This window comes from Paenibacillus sp. Y5S-9 (assembly GCF_036894235.1).
In the GTDB taxonomy this organism is placed as follows: Bacteria; Bacillota; Bacilli; order Paenibacillales; family Paenibacillaceae; genus Paenibacillus.
Genome location: NZ_CP145887.1, coordinates 643,955 through 658,050, shown reverse-complemented (window position 1 = coordinate 658,050; position 14,096 = coordinate 643,955). Strand labels below are relative to the sequence as shown.

The 14,096-nt window shown below is 47.3% G+C and carries 18 protein-coding genes and 1 riboswitch; of the genes, 6 read left to right on the top strand and 12 right to left on the bottom strand.

The features are described from left to right. Window positions 1-39 precede the first annotated feature (39 nt). Complete coding sequence (locus V6669_RS03050; protein WP_338590591.1) at window positions 40-366, top strand: hypothetical protein; 327 nt, start codon at window positions 40-42, stop codon at window positions 364-366. Between the two features lie 113 nt (window positions 367-479). Here V6669_RS03050 and V6669_RS03045 read toward each other — a convergent pair whose 3' ends face one another. The 9 genes from V6669_RS03045 to V6669_RS03005 form a co-directional block, all read right to left on the bottom strand. Beyond that, window positions 480-851, bottom strand: coding sequence for a hypothetical protein (locus V6669_RS03045; RefSeq protein WP_074093350.1), 372 nt, complete (start codon window positions 849-851; stop codon window positions 480-482). Between the two features lie 142 nt (window positions 852-993). Beyond that, window positions 994-1,458, bottom strand: a complete 465-nt coding sequence (locus V6669_RS03040) for a DUF420 domain-containing protein (protein WP_036613174.1) — start codon at window positions 1,456-1,458, stop codon at window positions 994-996. A 35-nt stretch (window positions 1,459-1,493) separates the two neighbouring features. Beyond that, on the bottom strand, window positions 1,494-2,417 hold the full coding sequence (gene ctaG, locus V6669_RS03035) for a cytochrome c oxidase assembly factor CtaG (RefSeq protein WP_338590585.1): 924 nt from the start codon (window positions 2,415-2,417) through the stop codon (window positions 1,494-1,496). A gap of 108 nt (window positions 2,418-2,525) precedes the next feature. Then, the gene (locus tag V6669_RS03030; RefSeq protein ID WP_036613178.1) at window positions 2,526-2,846 is read right to left on the bottom strand and encodes a cytochrome C oxidase subunit IV family protein; all 321 of its coding nucleotides are present in this window, start codon (window positions 2,844-2,846) and stop codon (window positions 2,526-2,528) included. 3 nt (window positions 2,847-2,849) lie between these two features. Further along, complete coding sequence (locus tag V6669_RS03025) at window positions 2,850-3,476, bottom strand: cytochrome c oxidase subunit 3 (RefSeq protein ID WP_047840264.1); 627 nt, start codon at window positions 3,474-3,476, stop codon at window positions 2,850-2,852. Further along, the gene (ctaD, locus tag V6669_RS03020; RefSeq protein WP_338590583.1) at window positions 3,473-5,362 is read right to left on the bottom strand and encodes a cytochrome c oxidase subunit I; all 1,890 of its coding nucleotides are present in this window, start codon (window positions 5,360-5,362) and stop codon (window positions 3,473-3,475) included. The genes V6669_RS03025 and ctaD overlap by 4 nt, the downstream gene beginning before the upstream one ends. A gap of 32 nt (window positions 5,363-5,394) precedes the next feature. After that, window positions 5,395-6,447, bottom strand: coding sequence for a cytochrome c oxidase subunit II (gene coxB / locus V6669_RS03015; protein ID WP_047840266.1), 1,053 nt, complete (start codon window positions 6,445-6,447; stop codon window positions 5,395-5,397). A 565-nt stretch (window positions 6,448-7,012) separates the two neighbouring features. After that, window positions 7,013-7,774 (bottom strand): type I methionyl aminopeptidase, encoded by a 762-nt coding sequence (map, locus tag V6669_RS03010; protein ID WP_091038334.1) that lies wholly within the window; start codon window positions 7,772-7,774, stop codon window positions 7,013-7,015. 133 nt (window positions 7,775-7,907) lie between these two features. Beyond that, entirely contained in the window at window positions 7,908-8,096 is a 189-nt protein-coding gene (locus tag V6669_RS03005) for a hypothetical protein (protein WP_017690840.1), read from the bottom strand. 399 nt (window positions 8,097-8,495) lie between these two features. On the opposite strand from V6669_RS03005, the gene V6669_RS03000 reads away from it, so the two are divergent. Genes V6669_RS03000 through V6669_RS02990 form a run of 3 tightly spaced genes read left to right on the top strand, consistent with a single transcriptional unit; the run spans window position 8,496 to window position 9,302 of the window. Next, entirely contained in the window at window positions 8,496-8,771 is a 276-nt protein-coding gene (locus V6669_RS03000; RefSeq protein ID WP_338590579.1) for a transposase, read from the top strand. An 11-nt stretch (window positions 8,772-8,782) separates the two neighbouring features. Continuing rightward, window positions 8,783-8,935, top strand: a complete 153-nt coding sequence (locus tag V6669_RS02995) for a hypothetical protein (RefSeq protein ID WP_338590577.1) — start codon at window positions 8,783-8,785, stop codon at window positions 8,933-8,935. Window positions 8,936-8,963: 28 nt separating this feature from the next. Next, window positions 8,964-9,302 (top strand): hypothetical protein, encoded by a 339-nt coding sequence (locus V6669_RS02990; protein WP_338590575.1) that lies wholly within the window; start codon window positions 8,964-8,966, stop codon window positions 9,300-9,302. A gap of 287 nt (window positions 9,303-9,589) precedes the next feature. Here the strand turns inward: V6669_RS02990 and V6669_RS02985 are convergent, their stop codons facing one another. Both V6669_RS02985 and V6669_RS02980 read right to left on the bottom strand, forming a co-directional pair. Beyond that, the gene (locus V6669_RS02985; protein ID WP_338590573.1) at window positions 9,590-10,951 is read right to left on the bottom strand and encodes a nucleobase:cation symporter-2 family protein; all 1,362 of its coding nucleotides are present in this window, start codon (window positions 10,949-10,951) and stop codon (window positions 9,590-9,592) included. A gap of 1 nt (window position 10,952) precedes the next feature. Continuing rightward, the gene (locus V6669_RS02980; protein ID WP_036613196.1) at window positions 10,953-11,540 is read right to left on the bottom strand and encodes a xanthine phosphoribosyltransferase; all 588 of its coding nucleotides are present in this window, start codon (window positions 11,538-11,540) and stop codon (window positions 10,953-10,955) included. A 300-nt stretch (window positions 11,541-11,840) separates the two neighbouring features. Further along, window positions 11,841-11,940, bottom strand: a riboswitch (purine riboswitch). A gap of 271 nt (window positions 11,941-12,211) precedes the next feature. Here V6669_RS02980 and mscL point away from each other — a divergent pair. Beyond that, window positions 12,212-12,706 (top strand): large conductance mechanosensitive channel protein MscL, encoded by a 495-nt coding sequence (gene mscL, locus V6669_RS02975; protein WP_338590569.1) that lies wholly within the window; start codon window positions 12,212-12,214, stop codon window positions 12,704-12,706. A gap of 241 nt (window positions 12,707-12,947) precedes the next feature. On the opposite strand, the gene V6669_RS02970 is transcribed toward mscL, so the two are convergent. Next, complete coding sequence (locus V6669_RS02970) at window positions 12,948-13,250, bottom strand: hypothetical protein (protein WP_017690846.1); 303 nt, start codon at window positions 13,248-13,250, stop codon at window positions 12,948-12,950. Window positions 13,251-13,329: 79 nt separating this feature from the next. On the opposite strand from V6669_RS02970, the gene V6669_RS02965 reads away from it, so the two are divergent. Further along, window positions 13,330-14,025 carry an NUDIX domain-containing protein gene (locus V6669_RS02965; RefSeq protein ID WP_338590566.1) on the top strand — a complete coding sequence of 232 codons (696 nt, stop codon included), beginning with the start codon at window positions 13,330-13,332 and terminating at the stop codon, window positions 14,023-14,025. The last annotated feature ends 71 nt before the right edge of the window (window positions 14,026-14,096 follow it).

Below are 14,096 nucleotides of genomic sequence, written 5' to 3'. Positions count from 1 at the left end.
AAATTATAGTAATGAATCAAAGAAAGGAAGGTTACAGCTATGGATTGGCTGGTAGAGATCGGATTTGTCCTACTTTTCCTTATCGTCGTAATATGGTTGGTCCTTCGGGACGAGCCTCATCGTCATTCTGCCAAAAAAGGGAGACACCGCATCCGTCGTAACAACGGTTATACCGACTCTGCTTCGGGATATCCGGTCATTACAGGAGATGACTCCTACGATCGACATTCCAGATACACACCGGATCACAAACATCATGAGTCGGATTATTCATCAGACACACATTCTCATCACAACAGCGATAGTGGTAGCAGCAGCGACAGTGGTGGGGATAGTGGCGGCGACAGTGGGGGCGGTGGGGATTAAACGAAATTCCCCAAGCACAAAAGAAGGGCTGTACCCGTTATTGTGTACACACACAATAACAGATACAGCCCTTTGCCGTTCTCTAGCACCTGTTAGAAGAAGAGGCCTTACGATTAAACGAGGTTATAGCCACTAGGCAGACTGCGGTTGGCGCGGATCGCACGAATCTCGGCCAGAGTCAACCGCTGATTCGTAGAGATCAGAGATTCCACGTCATTGCCACGGATCAGATCATCCAAATCTCTCAAGTTGGTGTTGCCACGGAAGACACGGAATCCACCTTGAAAGTTAGGACGCGTAAACACAACCAGCGTTGCATTCGAACTTGTTGAGAAAAAGCGTAGGCTCTCCACCCCATCCAAAATATTGTCCAGGTTGCGGAGCCCCGTATTGCCACGATAAATGCGGCTTCTCCCTCTGTAGTTCTCTTCAGAATACACCGTGAGACGTGGATACGTTTGACTGACATTGACTGTTTTTTTCATTTACTTTCCCCCTCTCAAACTCATTCTATGAATGAATGAGAAAGGGAGCGTGGACGAATCGTCTACTAGATTCGTCTATTTTCATAGTTTCAGAAGGTCATAGTGACACACGCCTAAGTAGCCAGAGGTTATACCTATACTTTTATACGCCGAGGATAACTTCCCATACCGGACGTGTATGACCACCAGGATATAAGAGATATAGAAGAACATACACGACAACACCTGTTAGCGCTGATCCGAACCAGATCATGGACGTGAACTTGCCCCAGCGGCGATGTGTTCCGAACTTCTTTTTGAACCCCAGGACCAGTGTGGAGATGCCGAATATCGCTGCCACGGTAGCGAGGATAATATGAAAGATCAGAAATATCCGATAAAAGATCTCCAGATCCGGGTCCCCGCCCCAAGCCGTATTACCCACGAACACCGTTCGCGACATATAGATCACAAAGAAGATTAGAGCTGCAATCGCACCTGCTACCATGGCGGACTGATGAGCCTCACGTTTACCCCGAATAATCAGTACCCATCCAATCCCCACCAGTACTGCACTAATCACAATGAAAGAAGTACTGATCGTGGGTAGCCAAAAATACATATCCATCGTGTGTTCCCCCTCTTGTCAGAACATTGACTTAATTATTTGGCAGCCGGATTGAGTGGCCCCCCTGCGCCCCCTGCAGGATACGAATCATCGTCGTCTTCCTGCTTCTCTTTCCGATACCATTGGAAAAAGACATAAGCCAGCATGGAGGCGAAGATCCCTTCCTGAATAAACTTCATTACAATGCCACCAACCTGCTGATCTTCCTTCGCGGAAGACAGAAAGTTGAAGAAGGCTGGCCCACCGAAGGAGCGAAGTAAAGCCGTAGAATCTCCAGACACACAATACCGCATGGCTTCAGCCCATACTGCCGGGTTGCTGTACGTCTGATACAACGGCTCTGATGCAAAGATAATTAAGCCACAGGCAGGCGTGAGCAATACCATATTCAGAAAAATAAAACCAATCTTGGATAACCCCGACGCTTGTCTACCCTCTGGCAACGGATTCAGCAATGTCCACCACATGAGCATCGAGGTGATGAACAGTGCAATATAATACAACCGGTGAACGGTAAAATTCAGCATGACATAATCATGTACAATCGGTAGGTGATACAGCGAGAAAAGCCCGTTAAAGATCACAGCCGCAACGATCGGATGAGCCAGGAACGATAGCTGGCGTGTTGGCAACCAGCGTACGATTCTGCGCCATACCCAGATCGGCAAACCTTTCATCATCAGCGGCGGCGCTACCAGATAGGATAACGCCATGCTCACCATGTGGAAGCTAAACATTACGTGACCAAGCAGATTAAATGGGCCAGCTTGAGCCAGATACAGGACAAACAACCCTGTAATAAACATGATTTTCTGTGCAACAGTCGCAGATTCTGCATCCTTTATTTGCTCGCTTAACGGTCCCACAAGCACCAGATAAGCCGCAGCAATGATCAGAAATAAAGCCAATATAAGCGGACTCCATAAGTCGTTGAAGCTAAAATATTGCAACCCGAGCATACGGGAAACCTCCCCGTGACCTGATTTGGTTGTTGCCTTCATTACTTTGTGAAGATTCATTCGCCAAAAAGGGGAAAAGACGGCGGCAATGCGCCGCCGCCATCTCTTTTACCACCAGACCCAATAGAGTGCCATAATGATGCACGTAAAGGCTACGAAAAAGCCAAAGGCCATGAACAGAATCGGCATCAAGTGCCCTTTGTCCTTCAAGTGCATCCAATAACCCAATTGAACGAATACCTGAAGAATAGCCATGACGAGCAAAATAATAATGATAAAGGTTGTGTTGACCCCTCCGGCAGAAGCAGCCGCAAACGCAATCAGCGTAAGAATAATGGAGAAGATAAACACCACGACGTGTTTCTGTGGCCCTTCCGTCCGGTGACGGTGTTTCACAGGCTGTTGATCTGTCTTATCCTGTGCCGACATGTGCTACCCCACCTTTCCGAGCAGGTACACGACCGTAAAGATGAACACCCAGACCACGTCAATAAAGTGCCAGTACATTGCGGAGACGTATACTTTAGGTGCGGTTACGACCGTCAATCCTTTTTTGAACAGCTGACCGATAATGATTCCGATCCACACAATACCAAAAGCAACGTGGGCTCCGTGGAACCCGACCAGTGTATAGAATGCTGAACTGAATGCACTCGTGGTCATGCCAAACTCTTTATGTTTCACATACTCGTAGAACTCGTAAATTTCCAGTGCGAGAAATCCCATACCCAGCACTACCGTGATGCCAAGCCACAACGCCAGTGCATCTCGCTTGCCCTTATGCATGGCCTGAATCGCAAATACACTCGTCAAACTACTGACCAGGAGAATGAACGTTGCAGCGGCCACAAGTGGCAGGTGGAACAGTTCATTCGCCGTAGGTCCATCATTGGTTTGGCCACGAAGAGCCAGGAAGGTAGCAAAGAGTGTACCGAACAGTACCGTCTCGCCGCCAAGGAACAACCAGAAGGCGATAAGTTTGTTACGGCCTTCCAGCGTTGCTTTCTCCGGTTCATGCGGCAATTTGTCGTTCACCGGTTCGGCATGTGAGGTTGTCATGTTCTAGCCTCCTTCTCATCCTGATCCTCCGGTTCAATATGCCAGCCATGATCATCATAAAGTGAACGAAGTGCCATTGCGCCAAATGTGATTACGAGACCGATAATAACTACAATATAATTGTTAAAAATGACATTCATAAATGCATTACCAAATTCGTCCTTGCTGAACATCAAGCCAAGTCCGGCGATAAAGATACCTACTGACATTACAAACGGCAACGGTGTTGCTGAAGGCATATGAATCGAACCTACAGGTTCTGCCGGTGTCATCTCCGTATGTCCTGCCATTTTTTCCTTCCAATATGCATCAATTCCGCGTACCAGCGGCGTCTGCTTGAAGTTATATTCCGGCGGCGGAGATGGAATAGACCATTCCAGTGTACGGCCGTCTTCCCACGGATCGTTTGGCGCGCCAGCCGGTTTTCTCGTTGTGATCACGATATTCACGAGGAACATGATAACCCCAACACCCATTAGAAACGCACCGACGGAGCTGACCAGATTGAGCAGGTCAAAGTCCTGATTCGGCAGGTATGTAACGATCCGGCGCTGCATCCCCATCAGACCGAGGAAATGCTGTACAAAGAACGTTAATTGGAAACCGATCATAAATGTCCAGAACGTCCATTTGCCCAGTGTTTCGCTGAGAATACGTCCGAACATCTTCGGCCACCAGTAATGCAGTCCCGAGAACAAGCCGAGCACCAGTCCCCCTACAATAACGTAGTGGAAGTGGGCTACAACAAAGTACGTATCATGGAACTGGAAGTCTGCCGGAGCAGATGCCAGCATGACGCCTGTAACACCACCCATAACGAAGGTTGGAACAAATCCAACAGCAAACAGGTTTGCCGCTGTAAAGCGGATCTGTCCACCCCACATCGTAAAGAGCCAGTTAAAGATTTTGATCCCGGTAGGTACGGCAATCAACATCGTGGAGATGGAGAAAAGCGCGTTGGCTACATTACCCAGACCTGTTGTAAACATGTGATGCGCCCATACCATGAAGCCCAGGAAGGCAATCAGGATGGTGGCAAATACCATGGAGCTGTATCCAAACAACCGTTTACGCGAGAAGGTCGGAATAACCTCCGAGATAATCCCAAATGCGGGCAAAATCAGAATGTATACTTCCGGGTGCCCGAAGATCCAGAAGATGTGCTGCCAGAGTACGGGGTTACCGCCACCTGCGACATCGAAGAAATTCGCTCCCAGTATACGGTCAAACGTTAAAAGTACAAGCCCTACCGTGATGGCAGGAAAAGCAAAAAGGATAATGGCGGATGTAATAAATGTCGTCCATGTAAACATCGGCATCCGCATGTAGGACATGCCTGGAGCACGCATTGTAATAATCGTTGCGAGAAAGTTAATGCCCCCGATGAGCGTTCCCAGACCCGCGATCTGAAGGCCGATGGTGTAGAAATCCACACCATGCGTTCCACTGTACTCACTGCCCGAAAGCGGCGTATATGAGGTCCAGCCCGCATCCGGTGCTCCGCCCATAACCCAGCTCAGGTTCAGCAACAATCCACCAAACAGGAATGTCCAGAAACCCAGCGCGTTAAGAAACGGGAAAGCAACGTCCCGTGCCCCGATCTGCAAAGGCACGACAGCATTCATAATGGCAAAAATAAGTGGCATGACACCAAGGAAAATCATTGTTGTTCCATGCATTGTAATCAATTCGTTGAAGACCTGTGCCGATACAAAATCATTCATAGGCTTCATCAGTTGAATCCGAATCAAAATGGCTTCAATGCCGCCGATTCCAAAGAAAAATCCACCCGCAACCAAATAGAGAATGGCGATTTTTTTGTGATCGACGGTGGTGATCCAATCCATCAAGCCCCTGTACCTCTTGACGCTATGCGCATGAGCCAAGGTTGTGTACCCCCTTCTTCGTCCTTGCTGTTCTATTCATAGTCCAATTTGTAGTTGGCCAGATATTCGGCAATTCCGTCGATTTCTTCATCCGTCAACCCAAGATCTTTGGGATTCGGCATGGTATTGCCCGGCTTCACGGATTGTGGATCATGGAGCCATTCTTTCATGTTATCCAGTACCGGGCTACCTTCTTCCTGTCCCTCACGAGAATTCAGCAAAATGCCTGCGACAGATTCCTTGCCGCCGATTCCCGTCAGGTTAGGTGCAACCGGTCCACCTTGATCACCAACAGCGTGGCAAGAAAGGCAGTTTGTTTTGAACTTTTCGGCCAATTGAGTGTCTTCAGGAAGGACTGCGGGTGCTTTCATCTGGTTCACCCATCTGTCAAAGGATTCCTGACTCACTGCTTTTACCTTAAACTCCATGAAAGCATGCGATCTGCCACATAATTCGGCACATTTACCGCGGTAAACGCCTTCATTCGGTGCAGAGAAACTGAACTTGTTAAGTGTTCCATCCGGGTTTGTGTCCATTTTGCCCGCAAGTGACGGCACCCAGAAGGAGTGAAGCACGTCAGCGGTTTTTAATTCGAATGCGATTTTTGTTCCGGTCGGGATGATGAGATCTTGAGCGGTGGTTACGTCATATTGAGGATAAGTGAATTCCCACCAATACTGATGCGAGGTGACTTGGACCTTAAGTGCGTTTTTGTCATTGGACAGATCTTCGCCTTGGGCAAAAATCGTTTGGACCGTCGGTACTGCCAGAACAATAACCAGCAATAACGGAATGGCTGTCCATATTACTTCCAGCTTGAAATTACCTTCAACCTGTTCGGGCATCTCAGTCTGCCCGGCTCGTCTACGAAACCGGATCAGAACATAGGCAGCTATGGCGAATACAATGATGAGCACCACGATCATAATCGCAATGGATAACTTCATCAGATCATATTGGCCTTGCGCTACAGGACCCTGAGGTTTCATTACCGACAAGTCTTCCCGCCCGCATGCGGATAGCAGCAAAGAGAACACCGCCAGCAAGGGGAGAATTCGCTTTGCAACCTGCCACTGTTTCATCATTGATCTACCCCACTTTTTTACGTTTTCGTAGATTACCGTTGTCGTTCGGTAGAAAGGCAACAAAAGGTACGTTTCAGCACGATACGCATAATCCTCTTCATCATACAGAACGCTTAAAAAAATAACGCTTCCAGTACTCCCGTGATTTCCTGCTCAGGGCATGTCTGCGCATTCTTCCAATTCATTCTATATGCTTCAATCACTTATTAAATATAAGTTGAGGGTATGATTTTGTCAATCTTTGGACACATGTTCACAAATTGTTCACTTTATGTAAAAAACCGCTCTACAACTTGATTTGCAAACGATTTCAGTTAAAAGTATTACACTCTACATTTGAAAATTTTTGCCAAATTTCGGTGATAAATCTCGATTTATTGGCGATTTTTCTCACATTGAAAACATGTGCTATTATGCAAAAGAAAGATCAGAATTTATGGAAAACCTCTTCCATATCCATTCTAAAGACATGCCTATCGCTCCATACCGCTATTTTCAAGCTCAAAACAGCATGGAGCATTTCGGAGAAAGTTCAACTCAAGTCCTCTTCTTCACTGAATTCATCTCACGTGCCATCGGTCAGAATCAAGGGGCCATTCCCAGTAATCGCAACCGTATGCTCATATTGGACCCCCCAGCTGCCATCTACGGTCCTTACCGTCCATCCATCTTCATCCCACACAACGGCCCCGGAACTGCCTTTTGTAAAGATTGGTTCAATCGTAATAACCATGCCCTCGGTGAGCATCGTGCCCGTTCTGCGTTTGCCATAAGGCAGAACGTTTGGGGGTTCATGAATATATTGACCAATCCCATGACCGATGAGAGGCTTCACAATCCCGTACCGATACAATCTGGCTGTTCGTTCAATGGCACTTCCAATATCTCCGAGTGTATTCCCCGGAACTGCCTGGGCAATCGCCCGCTCAAGTGCCTTCTCCGTGCGTCTCATCAGCTTGCGAATGGATCTGCTTGTTTCACCAATTCCATATGTCCAGGCCGAGTCAGCAAGCCAGCCGTCCTTGTTCACGACCATATCGATGGTCACTACATCCCCGCTTGCCAGCTCCTCTTCCCCAGGAAATCCGTGGCAGACTACTTCATTAACAGAAGCACACGTCGCGTACGGATATCCTTTATACCCTTTTTGCTCAGGTGTGGCTCCTCGTGCTGCCAGAAACTCTTCCACCCGCTCATTAATCTCTGCTGTCGTGATACCGGGTATCATCCACTGCTCAATATGCTGGTGACAACTTCGCAAAATTCGTCCAGCTTCCCGCATGTAGCCAATCTCTTCTTTGGTTTTCAAAATAGGGTCCACATGCATTCATCCTTCCCGCTGTAGGTGTACTCCCATATATATGCAGCAGGAACGCAAAAAAAACCGCCTGCCGGAGCTTATCGCCCGGGAGACGGTTCTATTCATTATCGGAACAGTATAATCAGAGTTGTGTGTTGTTTCAGGACACGGAAGAATCCATCTTGACAAGCTCATGCTCAACCACAGAAGTCAATTCTTCCTCGTATCCACCCGTAATCCGGTATTTTCTCACGTACTCCTTCACGAATTTTTTTGGATCTTTAGGACGGAAAATCCGAGTCATTTCCCTCAAACTTTCTTTGACCTCATTGTGACCTTTCGTTGCCATTGTAATTCCCTCCCAAAACGTTGAAAGTGAATGCTCCGTTTAGAGAATGCCGAATAAGTCTTAAATGCCATCCATGAAGTTGTGTGCGCGGCTTAAAGCAAGCTTTAGGTCGGGAACCTCGCTAGAAAGCAAGTACCTGACACTATAAATACCCGATATGATTCGGAATGAATCATAATCTTATTGTAGCATATTCGGAAGTATCTTACGACTTGACGATTTCCTCTAATAAATATAACGGTTTTCATGCCCAAAAAGTTTAATTCCGAATCATATGTTAAGATTGCCACCATTCTATACGGAATTAATATATCCAGCATAACACTGAACTATTCGGGGGATATTATCACGGACAACCCATACAGTTAAATTAATGGTATCCAAAGGAGGCGCCGTTTCATGGAACGCAAAGAACAGGATATGCTGCCCCTTTCACATGAAAAGGTGGAAGTCGACGGAGTATATATCAACGAAGCCGGACGTGAGGAACATTTGCACCGCGGGCAACACTTCCCGGCAGATCCCGTTCTCGGCAAGTCAGAATGGAAACTGACCGAATATGCATATGATAATCATCACGAAGGACGAACCGATGAGCGGTTGGTTCCCAAAGAAAACGACACCGATAAAATGGGCAAGATTACAAACCCTCGCAGACAGATCGAGGGCGGATAACGATTTCGTTCTTGCAACGTTTAATCGTAACGACAACAGGGGCAGAGCAGGCTGTACAATGGCTTGCTCTGCCCCTGTTTGCTTTTTCCTATGTGTTGATTCCCATCCGTTCACAGGCAAATAAATTCATCGGTTCAGTTCTGTCCATCTCTCTCATAACCTAGTTAAAAAGGACAAAGGAGGCTGGACCGGATGTCCCCCATGAAATCGTCTAGCGGTCTGGATGAAAATATTGCTGGCATGCTTTGTTATCTGTTTACCTTTATAGGCGGGATTGTCTTTCTCGCTGTGGAGAAGCGGAGTCGGTTCGTGTTATTTCATGCGCTGCAATCTGTAACGGTCTTTGGCATCATTATGGTCGGGCATGTATTATCGGCTTTCCTTCCGTTGTTCGGACCACTGGTGGCATCGCTGTTGTCCCTGCTTGGTGTAGTGGTCTGGCTTATCATGGTCGTTACCAGCCTGCAGGGGAAATGGCTAAAACTGCCGTGGGTTGGCGATTTTGCGGAGAAACAGATGCGACATCTGTAACTTTAGGAAGACATGATCCAAAAAAAAGACGATCCATCCCCTTTCAAACGGGGTTTGGATCGTCTTTTGATTATATGTCCCACTTCAACGGATCTTCGGTATTTCACATGTAAAGATGACTTGTTCATGCGATTGAACATTCATAGCATAAATGATGTATGTCATGAACCATTCACGCTGTATATCACCATGATTAACCTGATTCATTATTCATCTTGTGAATCGTCTATTCATAACAGTTAACATAACAATAATGCTGGATAATAATCCCATCCTAATTCGGCTAATTAAGCTGACTTGCCCGTCTCTCCAAGGATGGCATCTGCCTGTTCTTCAGCCATCTTGGCGGCTGTTTCCTTGGTACCCAGACCATTGAACAGCAGGTTCATGAAGATCGCCGTGAAACTGCCTGCAATGATACCATTACCGAGCATAATCTGAGCCCAGGCCGGTGCACCTGCGAACAACTCAGGTACAACGGTAACACCCAGCCCCATACCTACAGAACAAGCGATGACAAACAGATTCTCATGTCGGTTCAGATCAACCTGACTGCCGATAATCCGAATGCCTGATGATACCACCATGCCAAACAAGGCCACCATGGCTCCGCCAAGTACTGCCCCTGGAACGAGCTGTGCGAGGGCTGCAATTTTTGGTACAAATCCAATGACCACCAGGATTCCACCAGCCACAACAATGACATCACGTGTCTTCACACGTGTCATCTGTACCAGTCCTACATTTTGCGAATACGTTGTATACGGGAACGAGTTAAAAATACCACCCAGCACAATGGCCAGACCCTCTGCGCGATAACCGCGGGCCAGATCCTTGGAGGACAGGTCCTTGTCCAGGATTTTGCCCAGAGCCATAAATACACCTGTGGACTCGGCCACGCTGACAATCGCCACCAGGATCATCGTCAGGATCGGTACAATCTCAAACGTAGGTCTGCCGAAGTAAAACGGCTGAACAACGTGAAACCAACTTGCATCGCGAATAGGGGCAAAGTTCACTTCACCCATAAACCCTGCTGCCACTGTACCTACCAGCAGACCAATCAGTACCGAGATAGAACGGATAAAACCTGTAGTGAATCGAGTCATTAAAATGATAAAGAGCAGCACGCCGAAACCGAGTAACAAGTTAACTCCGCTGCCAAAATCTTCTGACCCCTGACCGCCGCCCAGATCATGGAAAGCAACCGGAATCAAGGTTAAACCGATGATCGTAACCACCGAACCCGTAACCACTGGCGGAAAGAGCCGAATAAGCTTCCCGAAGATTCCGGAGAATATCAATACGAAAAGCCCTGAAGCAATAATTGCTCCGTAAATGGCAGATACCCCACTGTTCATCCCGATTAGGATCATCGGAGACACAGCCTGGAATGCACAGCCGAGCATGACAGGCAGCCCTACGCCGAAATATTTATTTCCCCATACCTGAAGCAGTGTAGCCACACCACATGCGAGCAGGTCAATGGCAATAAGATAGGTTAGTTGTTCCTGTGTAAAACCCAATGCGTTACTAACGATCAATGGGACAACGACGGCTCCTGCATACATAGCAAGCACGTGCTGTAGTCCGAGGGAGAACGTTTTGATTGGGTGCCGATGCCGTTGAAAAATACGTTCGCGTGCCATATTAGTTCGTGCCCTCCTCGTCCGCAAATGTAACCTGTCCATCCGACAGTGCCCCGATGCGAACCAGCGATTCCACACGGTATCCTGCTTCTTTCAGCAAGCGACCTCCCGGCTGGAATGCTTTTTCAATAACAATACCGATACCCACCACTTCGGCTCCAACCTGCTCCACTATGCGAGCCAGACCAAATGCTGCTTCACCATTCGCCAGAAAATCATCAATGATCAGCACGCGATCACCAGGCTTCATGAACTTCTTGGCAACAGTAATTTCATTGGTCTCCTGCTTCGTGAAGGAGTAGACCTTCTCTACCAGAATGTCTTCCGTCAGTGTGAGCGACTTCTGCTTCCGTGCAAAGATCAGCGGCACGTTCAGCTCCAACGCGGTCATGATGCCCGGTGCGATCCCTGACGACTCAATTGTCAGCACACGTGTGATATTCTCACCTTCAAAGCGGCGAATGAATTCTTTACCTACTTCCTTCATCAGAACCGGGTCCATCTGGTGGTTCAGGAATGAATCCACTTTGAGTACTTGCTCGGACAGGACGATACCTTCCTGTCTTACCTTGTCTTTTAACAATTGCATTGTAATTCTTCCCCCTGAATGCCCTCCGCACAGAATCCCACATGCTCTTCCAATCGCATGGTAAAAAAGCAAAAAGCCCGCCTTTTCACACGCTGCGGAATAACCGGAGACGGGAAAGACGGACTTGTACGTATATGGACAAGCCGTATGGATGCTGCAAGTGTGCTGGATGGACAGAATGACAGAAGTTCAATCCTGTTGTGAAAAACTCCAAACAGTGTGATCAGAAACAGATAGAAATTATTTAAACCTGCTCTTCACTCAAACTGTCTGAGAATGATCTCATGCCAACCATACAAAACATTGCAACATCTTTCCCGTAGTCCGATCATTCCGGTGATCGGGTAGAGACATGCAGGCCTATTCCTGCACATATACGAGTAACGGCATATTTAATTTTTTGGCTCCATGATTCGTTACAATGTATGATCGCGAACCTGAATGTAAATGGTTAAACATAACTGACAATGTTAGAAGTATACCGAATCGGCGGCGTGAAATAAAGAAGTATTTTCATGGAAGTTGCGGAAACTTGTCTTAATTTGCAAACAGGGGGTGATTGGAATCTGTTTTTTATGTACAATATGAGAACGGAAGCGCGGATCTGAACGGAGAATGGATGGAAACGCGACCTATATTTTGAATCGAATGATCAAAGGAGATATGCAAACATGAAAGGCGTACTTAACGAATTCAAGGAATTTGCCGTCCGCGGCAACGTCATCGATCTGGCGGTCGGTGTCATTATTGGGGCTGCTTTTGGTAAAATCGTCACATCCCTTGTGAATGATATCATCATGCCCCCGGTTGGAAAACTGATGGGTGGAATCGACTTCAGTCAGAAAATCATCAACCTGGATAGAGACATGAAAACAGCAAACGGACAGGACATCACCACCCTCGCTCAAGCCAACGAAGCTGGGGCTACCGTTATTGCTTATGGTCAGTTCATCAATGTCATGATTGATTTTCTTATCGTTGCGTTCTGTATCTTCATGCTTGTGAAGGGCATCAACTATCTCAAAAGCAAAGAACACAAAAAGCCCGAGCCGCAAAAAACGACCAAGGCTTGCAAGTATTGCCTATCGGAAATTCCAGCCGCAGCTACCCGCTGCTCGCACTGTACTTCAGAACTGGAAGCAGAAGGAACCGGCGCTCTAGCATAATCACAATGAACGTATAAAGACGCACCGAGTTGAATTACGGATATAAATCCTGATGCGGGGGACAACCTCTTACTTGCTAGGGTTTATGTATGAAAAGCTAGCCATATGGGCTTCATTAACAATGGTTGCGTAGCTTAAAGGGTTGAAGGTTCCACCGTAAAGGTGGGGCCTTTTTTTGTGCCTAACATACATGTGTTACACGTGCTCCCCCATGAATGTCATTTGCAGCCATGCTCATGAACTAGAAACGGCGTGGCAGCAAATGCTCCAGAATCGACTTCAGATCCTTATCTTCTTTGTAAACTTCTTCCCCGGTATCCAGTTCTGTCACGCGAATATATTCAAAGTTTGCCGAAGCATCCACTGGCTTGAACAACAATTGTGCCTCATCTTCCAAACGTACATTAAATCCCATATCCTTAAACATGCTGCTTAACTGACTGTTAGCCGGTTCCTGACCTTGCCCTACAAATATAAGTCCTCTAAGACTTTTACGTTCCTGAGGTTGCGGATAAATCACCTGAAAGTGTACAATGCATTCCATACGATCGTTCCCCTTTCGTTTAAAACATACTTTGTGAAATTTTGAACTTTAAAATCTGCTATATAAGGAGATACGTTTCATGACCCCAGAACGTTTCGACATTTATGACGATCAGCAAAATTGGATCGGCACTTCACTACGCAGCGAGGTCCATGCCAAAGGATATTGGCACCGTTCATTCCACTGCTGGATCGTGCGTGACAAAGACGAGCGGCGACAGGTCCTTTTTCAGCGGCGGCGTGATATTAAGGATACCTTTCCCGGATGTTACGACATTACAGCAGCAGGCCATCTTACCGCAGGTGAACAACTGCAAGACGCCAGTCGTGAGCTGGAGGAAGAACTGGGTGTGAATACTCCATTCGAGGCACTAACCTATCTACTCACGGCTACACAGCAGCTCCAAGGAGAGGTGCGTGGTGTCCCATTCATAGATCGGGAATTCAGCGCCGTCTATGGATTATGTCTGAACCAGCCGCTCGAAGCCTACGTTCTGCAGCCCAGCGAGGTGGATAGCCTGTATGAAGTGCCGCTGGATGATCTACTCGCTATGTTCCGTGGCGAGATCGACGTCATCCAAGCTACTGGAGTTCAGACTCAGCCATTGATATCACCACCACATTCCATCGGTCATAAGGACCCGTCAAGCAGTGATCATGCAGCTGATAAACCGGAACGTATCGTTCGCGAGATTCGGGCAACGGAATTTGTACCCCATGGTACAGCTTATTATACGGACGTGCTGGAAGCTCTGTATCACGTGCCCAAAGAATGATCATGTACAATCCTATTCAACCCGATCCAGTTCAATCGAATGTTCATAGCTTCATTTTCTCAAAAATAGCA

Excerpts from the sequence above, each read along its gene's own strand:
- V6669_RS03050 (WP_338590591.1), top strand. The coding sequence starts at position 40 with ATGGATTGGCTGGTAGAGATCGGATTTGTCCTACTTTTCCTTATCGTC.
- V6669_RS03045 (WP_074093350.1), bottom strand. The coding sequence starts at position 851 with ATGAAAAAAACAGTCAATGTCAGTCAAACGTATCCACGTCTCACGGTG.
- V6669_RS03040 (WP_036613174.1), bottom strand. The coding sequence starts at position 1,458 with ATGGATATGTATTTTTGGCTACCCACGATCAGTACTTCTTTCATTGTG.
- ctaG (WP_338590585.1), bottom strand. The coding sequence starts at position 2,417 with ATGCTCGGGTTGCAATATTTTAGCTTCAACGACTTATGGAGTCCGCTT.
- V6669_RS03030 (WP_036613178.1), bottom strand. The coding sequence starts at position 2,846 with ATGTCGGCACAGGATAAGACAGATCAACAGCCTGTGAAACACCGTCAC.
- V6669_RS03025 (WP_047840264.1), bottom strand. The coding sequence starts at position 3,476 with ATGACAACCTCACATGCCGAACCGGTGAACGACAAATTGCCGCATGAA.
- coxB (WP_047840266.1), bottom strand. The coding sequence starts at position 6,447 with ATGATGAAACAGTGGCAGGTTGCAAAGCGAATTCTCCCCTTGCTGGCG.
- map (WP_091038334.1), bottom strand. The coding sequence starts at position 7,774 with ATGCATGTGGACCCTATTTTGAAAACCAAAGAAGAGATTGGCTACATG.
- V6669_RS03005 (WP_017690840.1), bottom strand. The coding sequence starts at position 8,096 with ATGGCAACGAAAGGTCACAATGAGGTCAAAGAAAGTTTGAGGGAAATG.
- V6669_RS03000 (WP_338590579.1), top strand. The coding sequence starts at position 8,496 with ATGGAACGCAAAGAACAGGATATGCTGCCCCTTTCACATGAAAAGGTG.
- V6669_RS02990 (WP_338590575.1), top strand. The coding sequence starts at position 8,964 with ATGTCCCCCATGAAATCGTCTAGCGGTCTGGATGAAAATATTGCTGGC.
- V6669_RS02985 (WP_338590573.1), bottom strand. The coding sequence starts at position 10,951 with ATGGCACGCGAACGTATTTTTCAACGGCATCGGCACCCAATCAAAACG.
- V6669_RS02980 (WP_036613196.1), bottom strand. The coding sequence starts at position 11,540 with ATGCAATTGTTAAAAGACAAGGTAAGACAGGAAGGTATCGTCCTGTCC.
- mscL (WP_338590569.1), top strand. The coding sequence starts at position 12,212 with ATGAAAGGCGTACTTAACGAATTCAAGGAATTTGCCGTCCGCGGCAAC.
- V6669_RS02970 (WP_017690846.1), bottom strand. The coding sequence starts at position 13,250 with ATGGAATGCATTGTACACTTTCAGGTGATTTATCCGCAACCTCAGGAA.
- V6669_RS02965 (WP_338590566.1), top strand. The coding sequence starts at position 13,330 with ATGACCCCAGAACGTTTCGACATTTATGACGATCAGCAAAATTGGATC.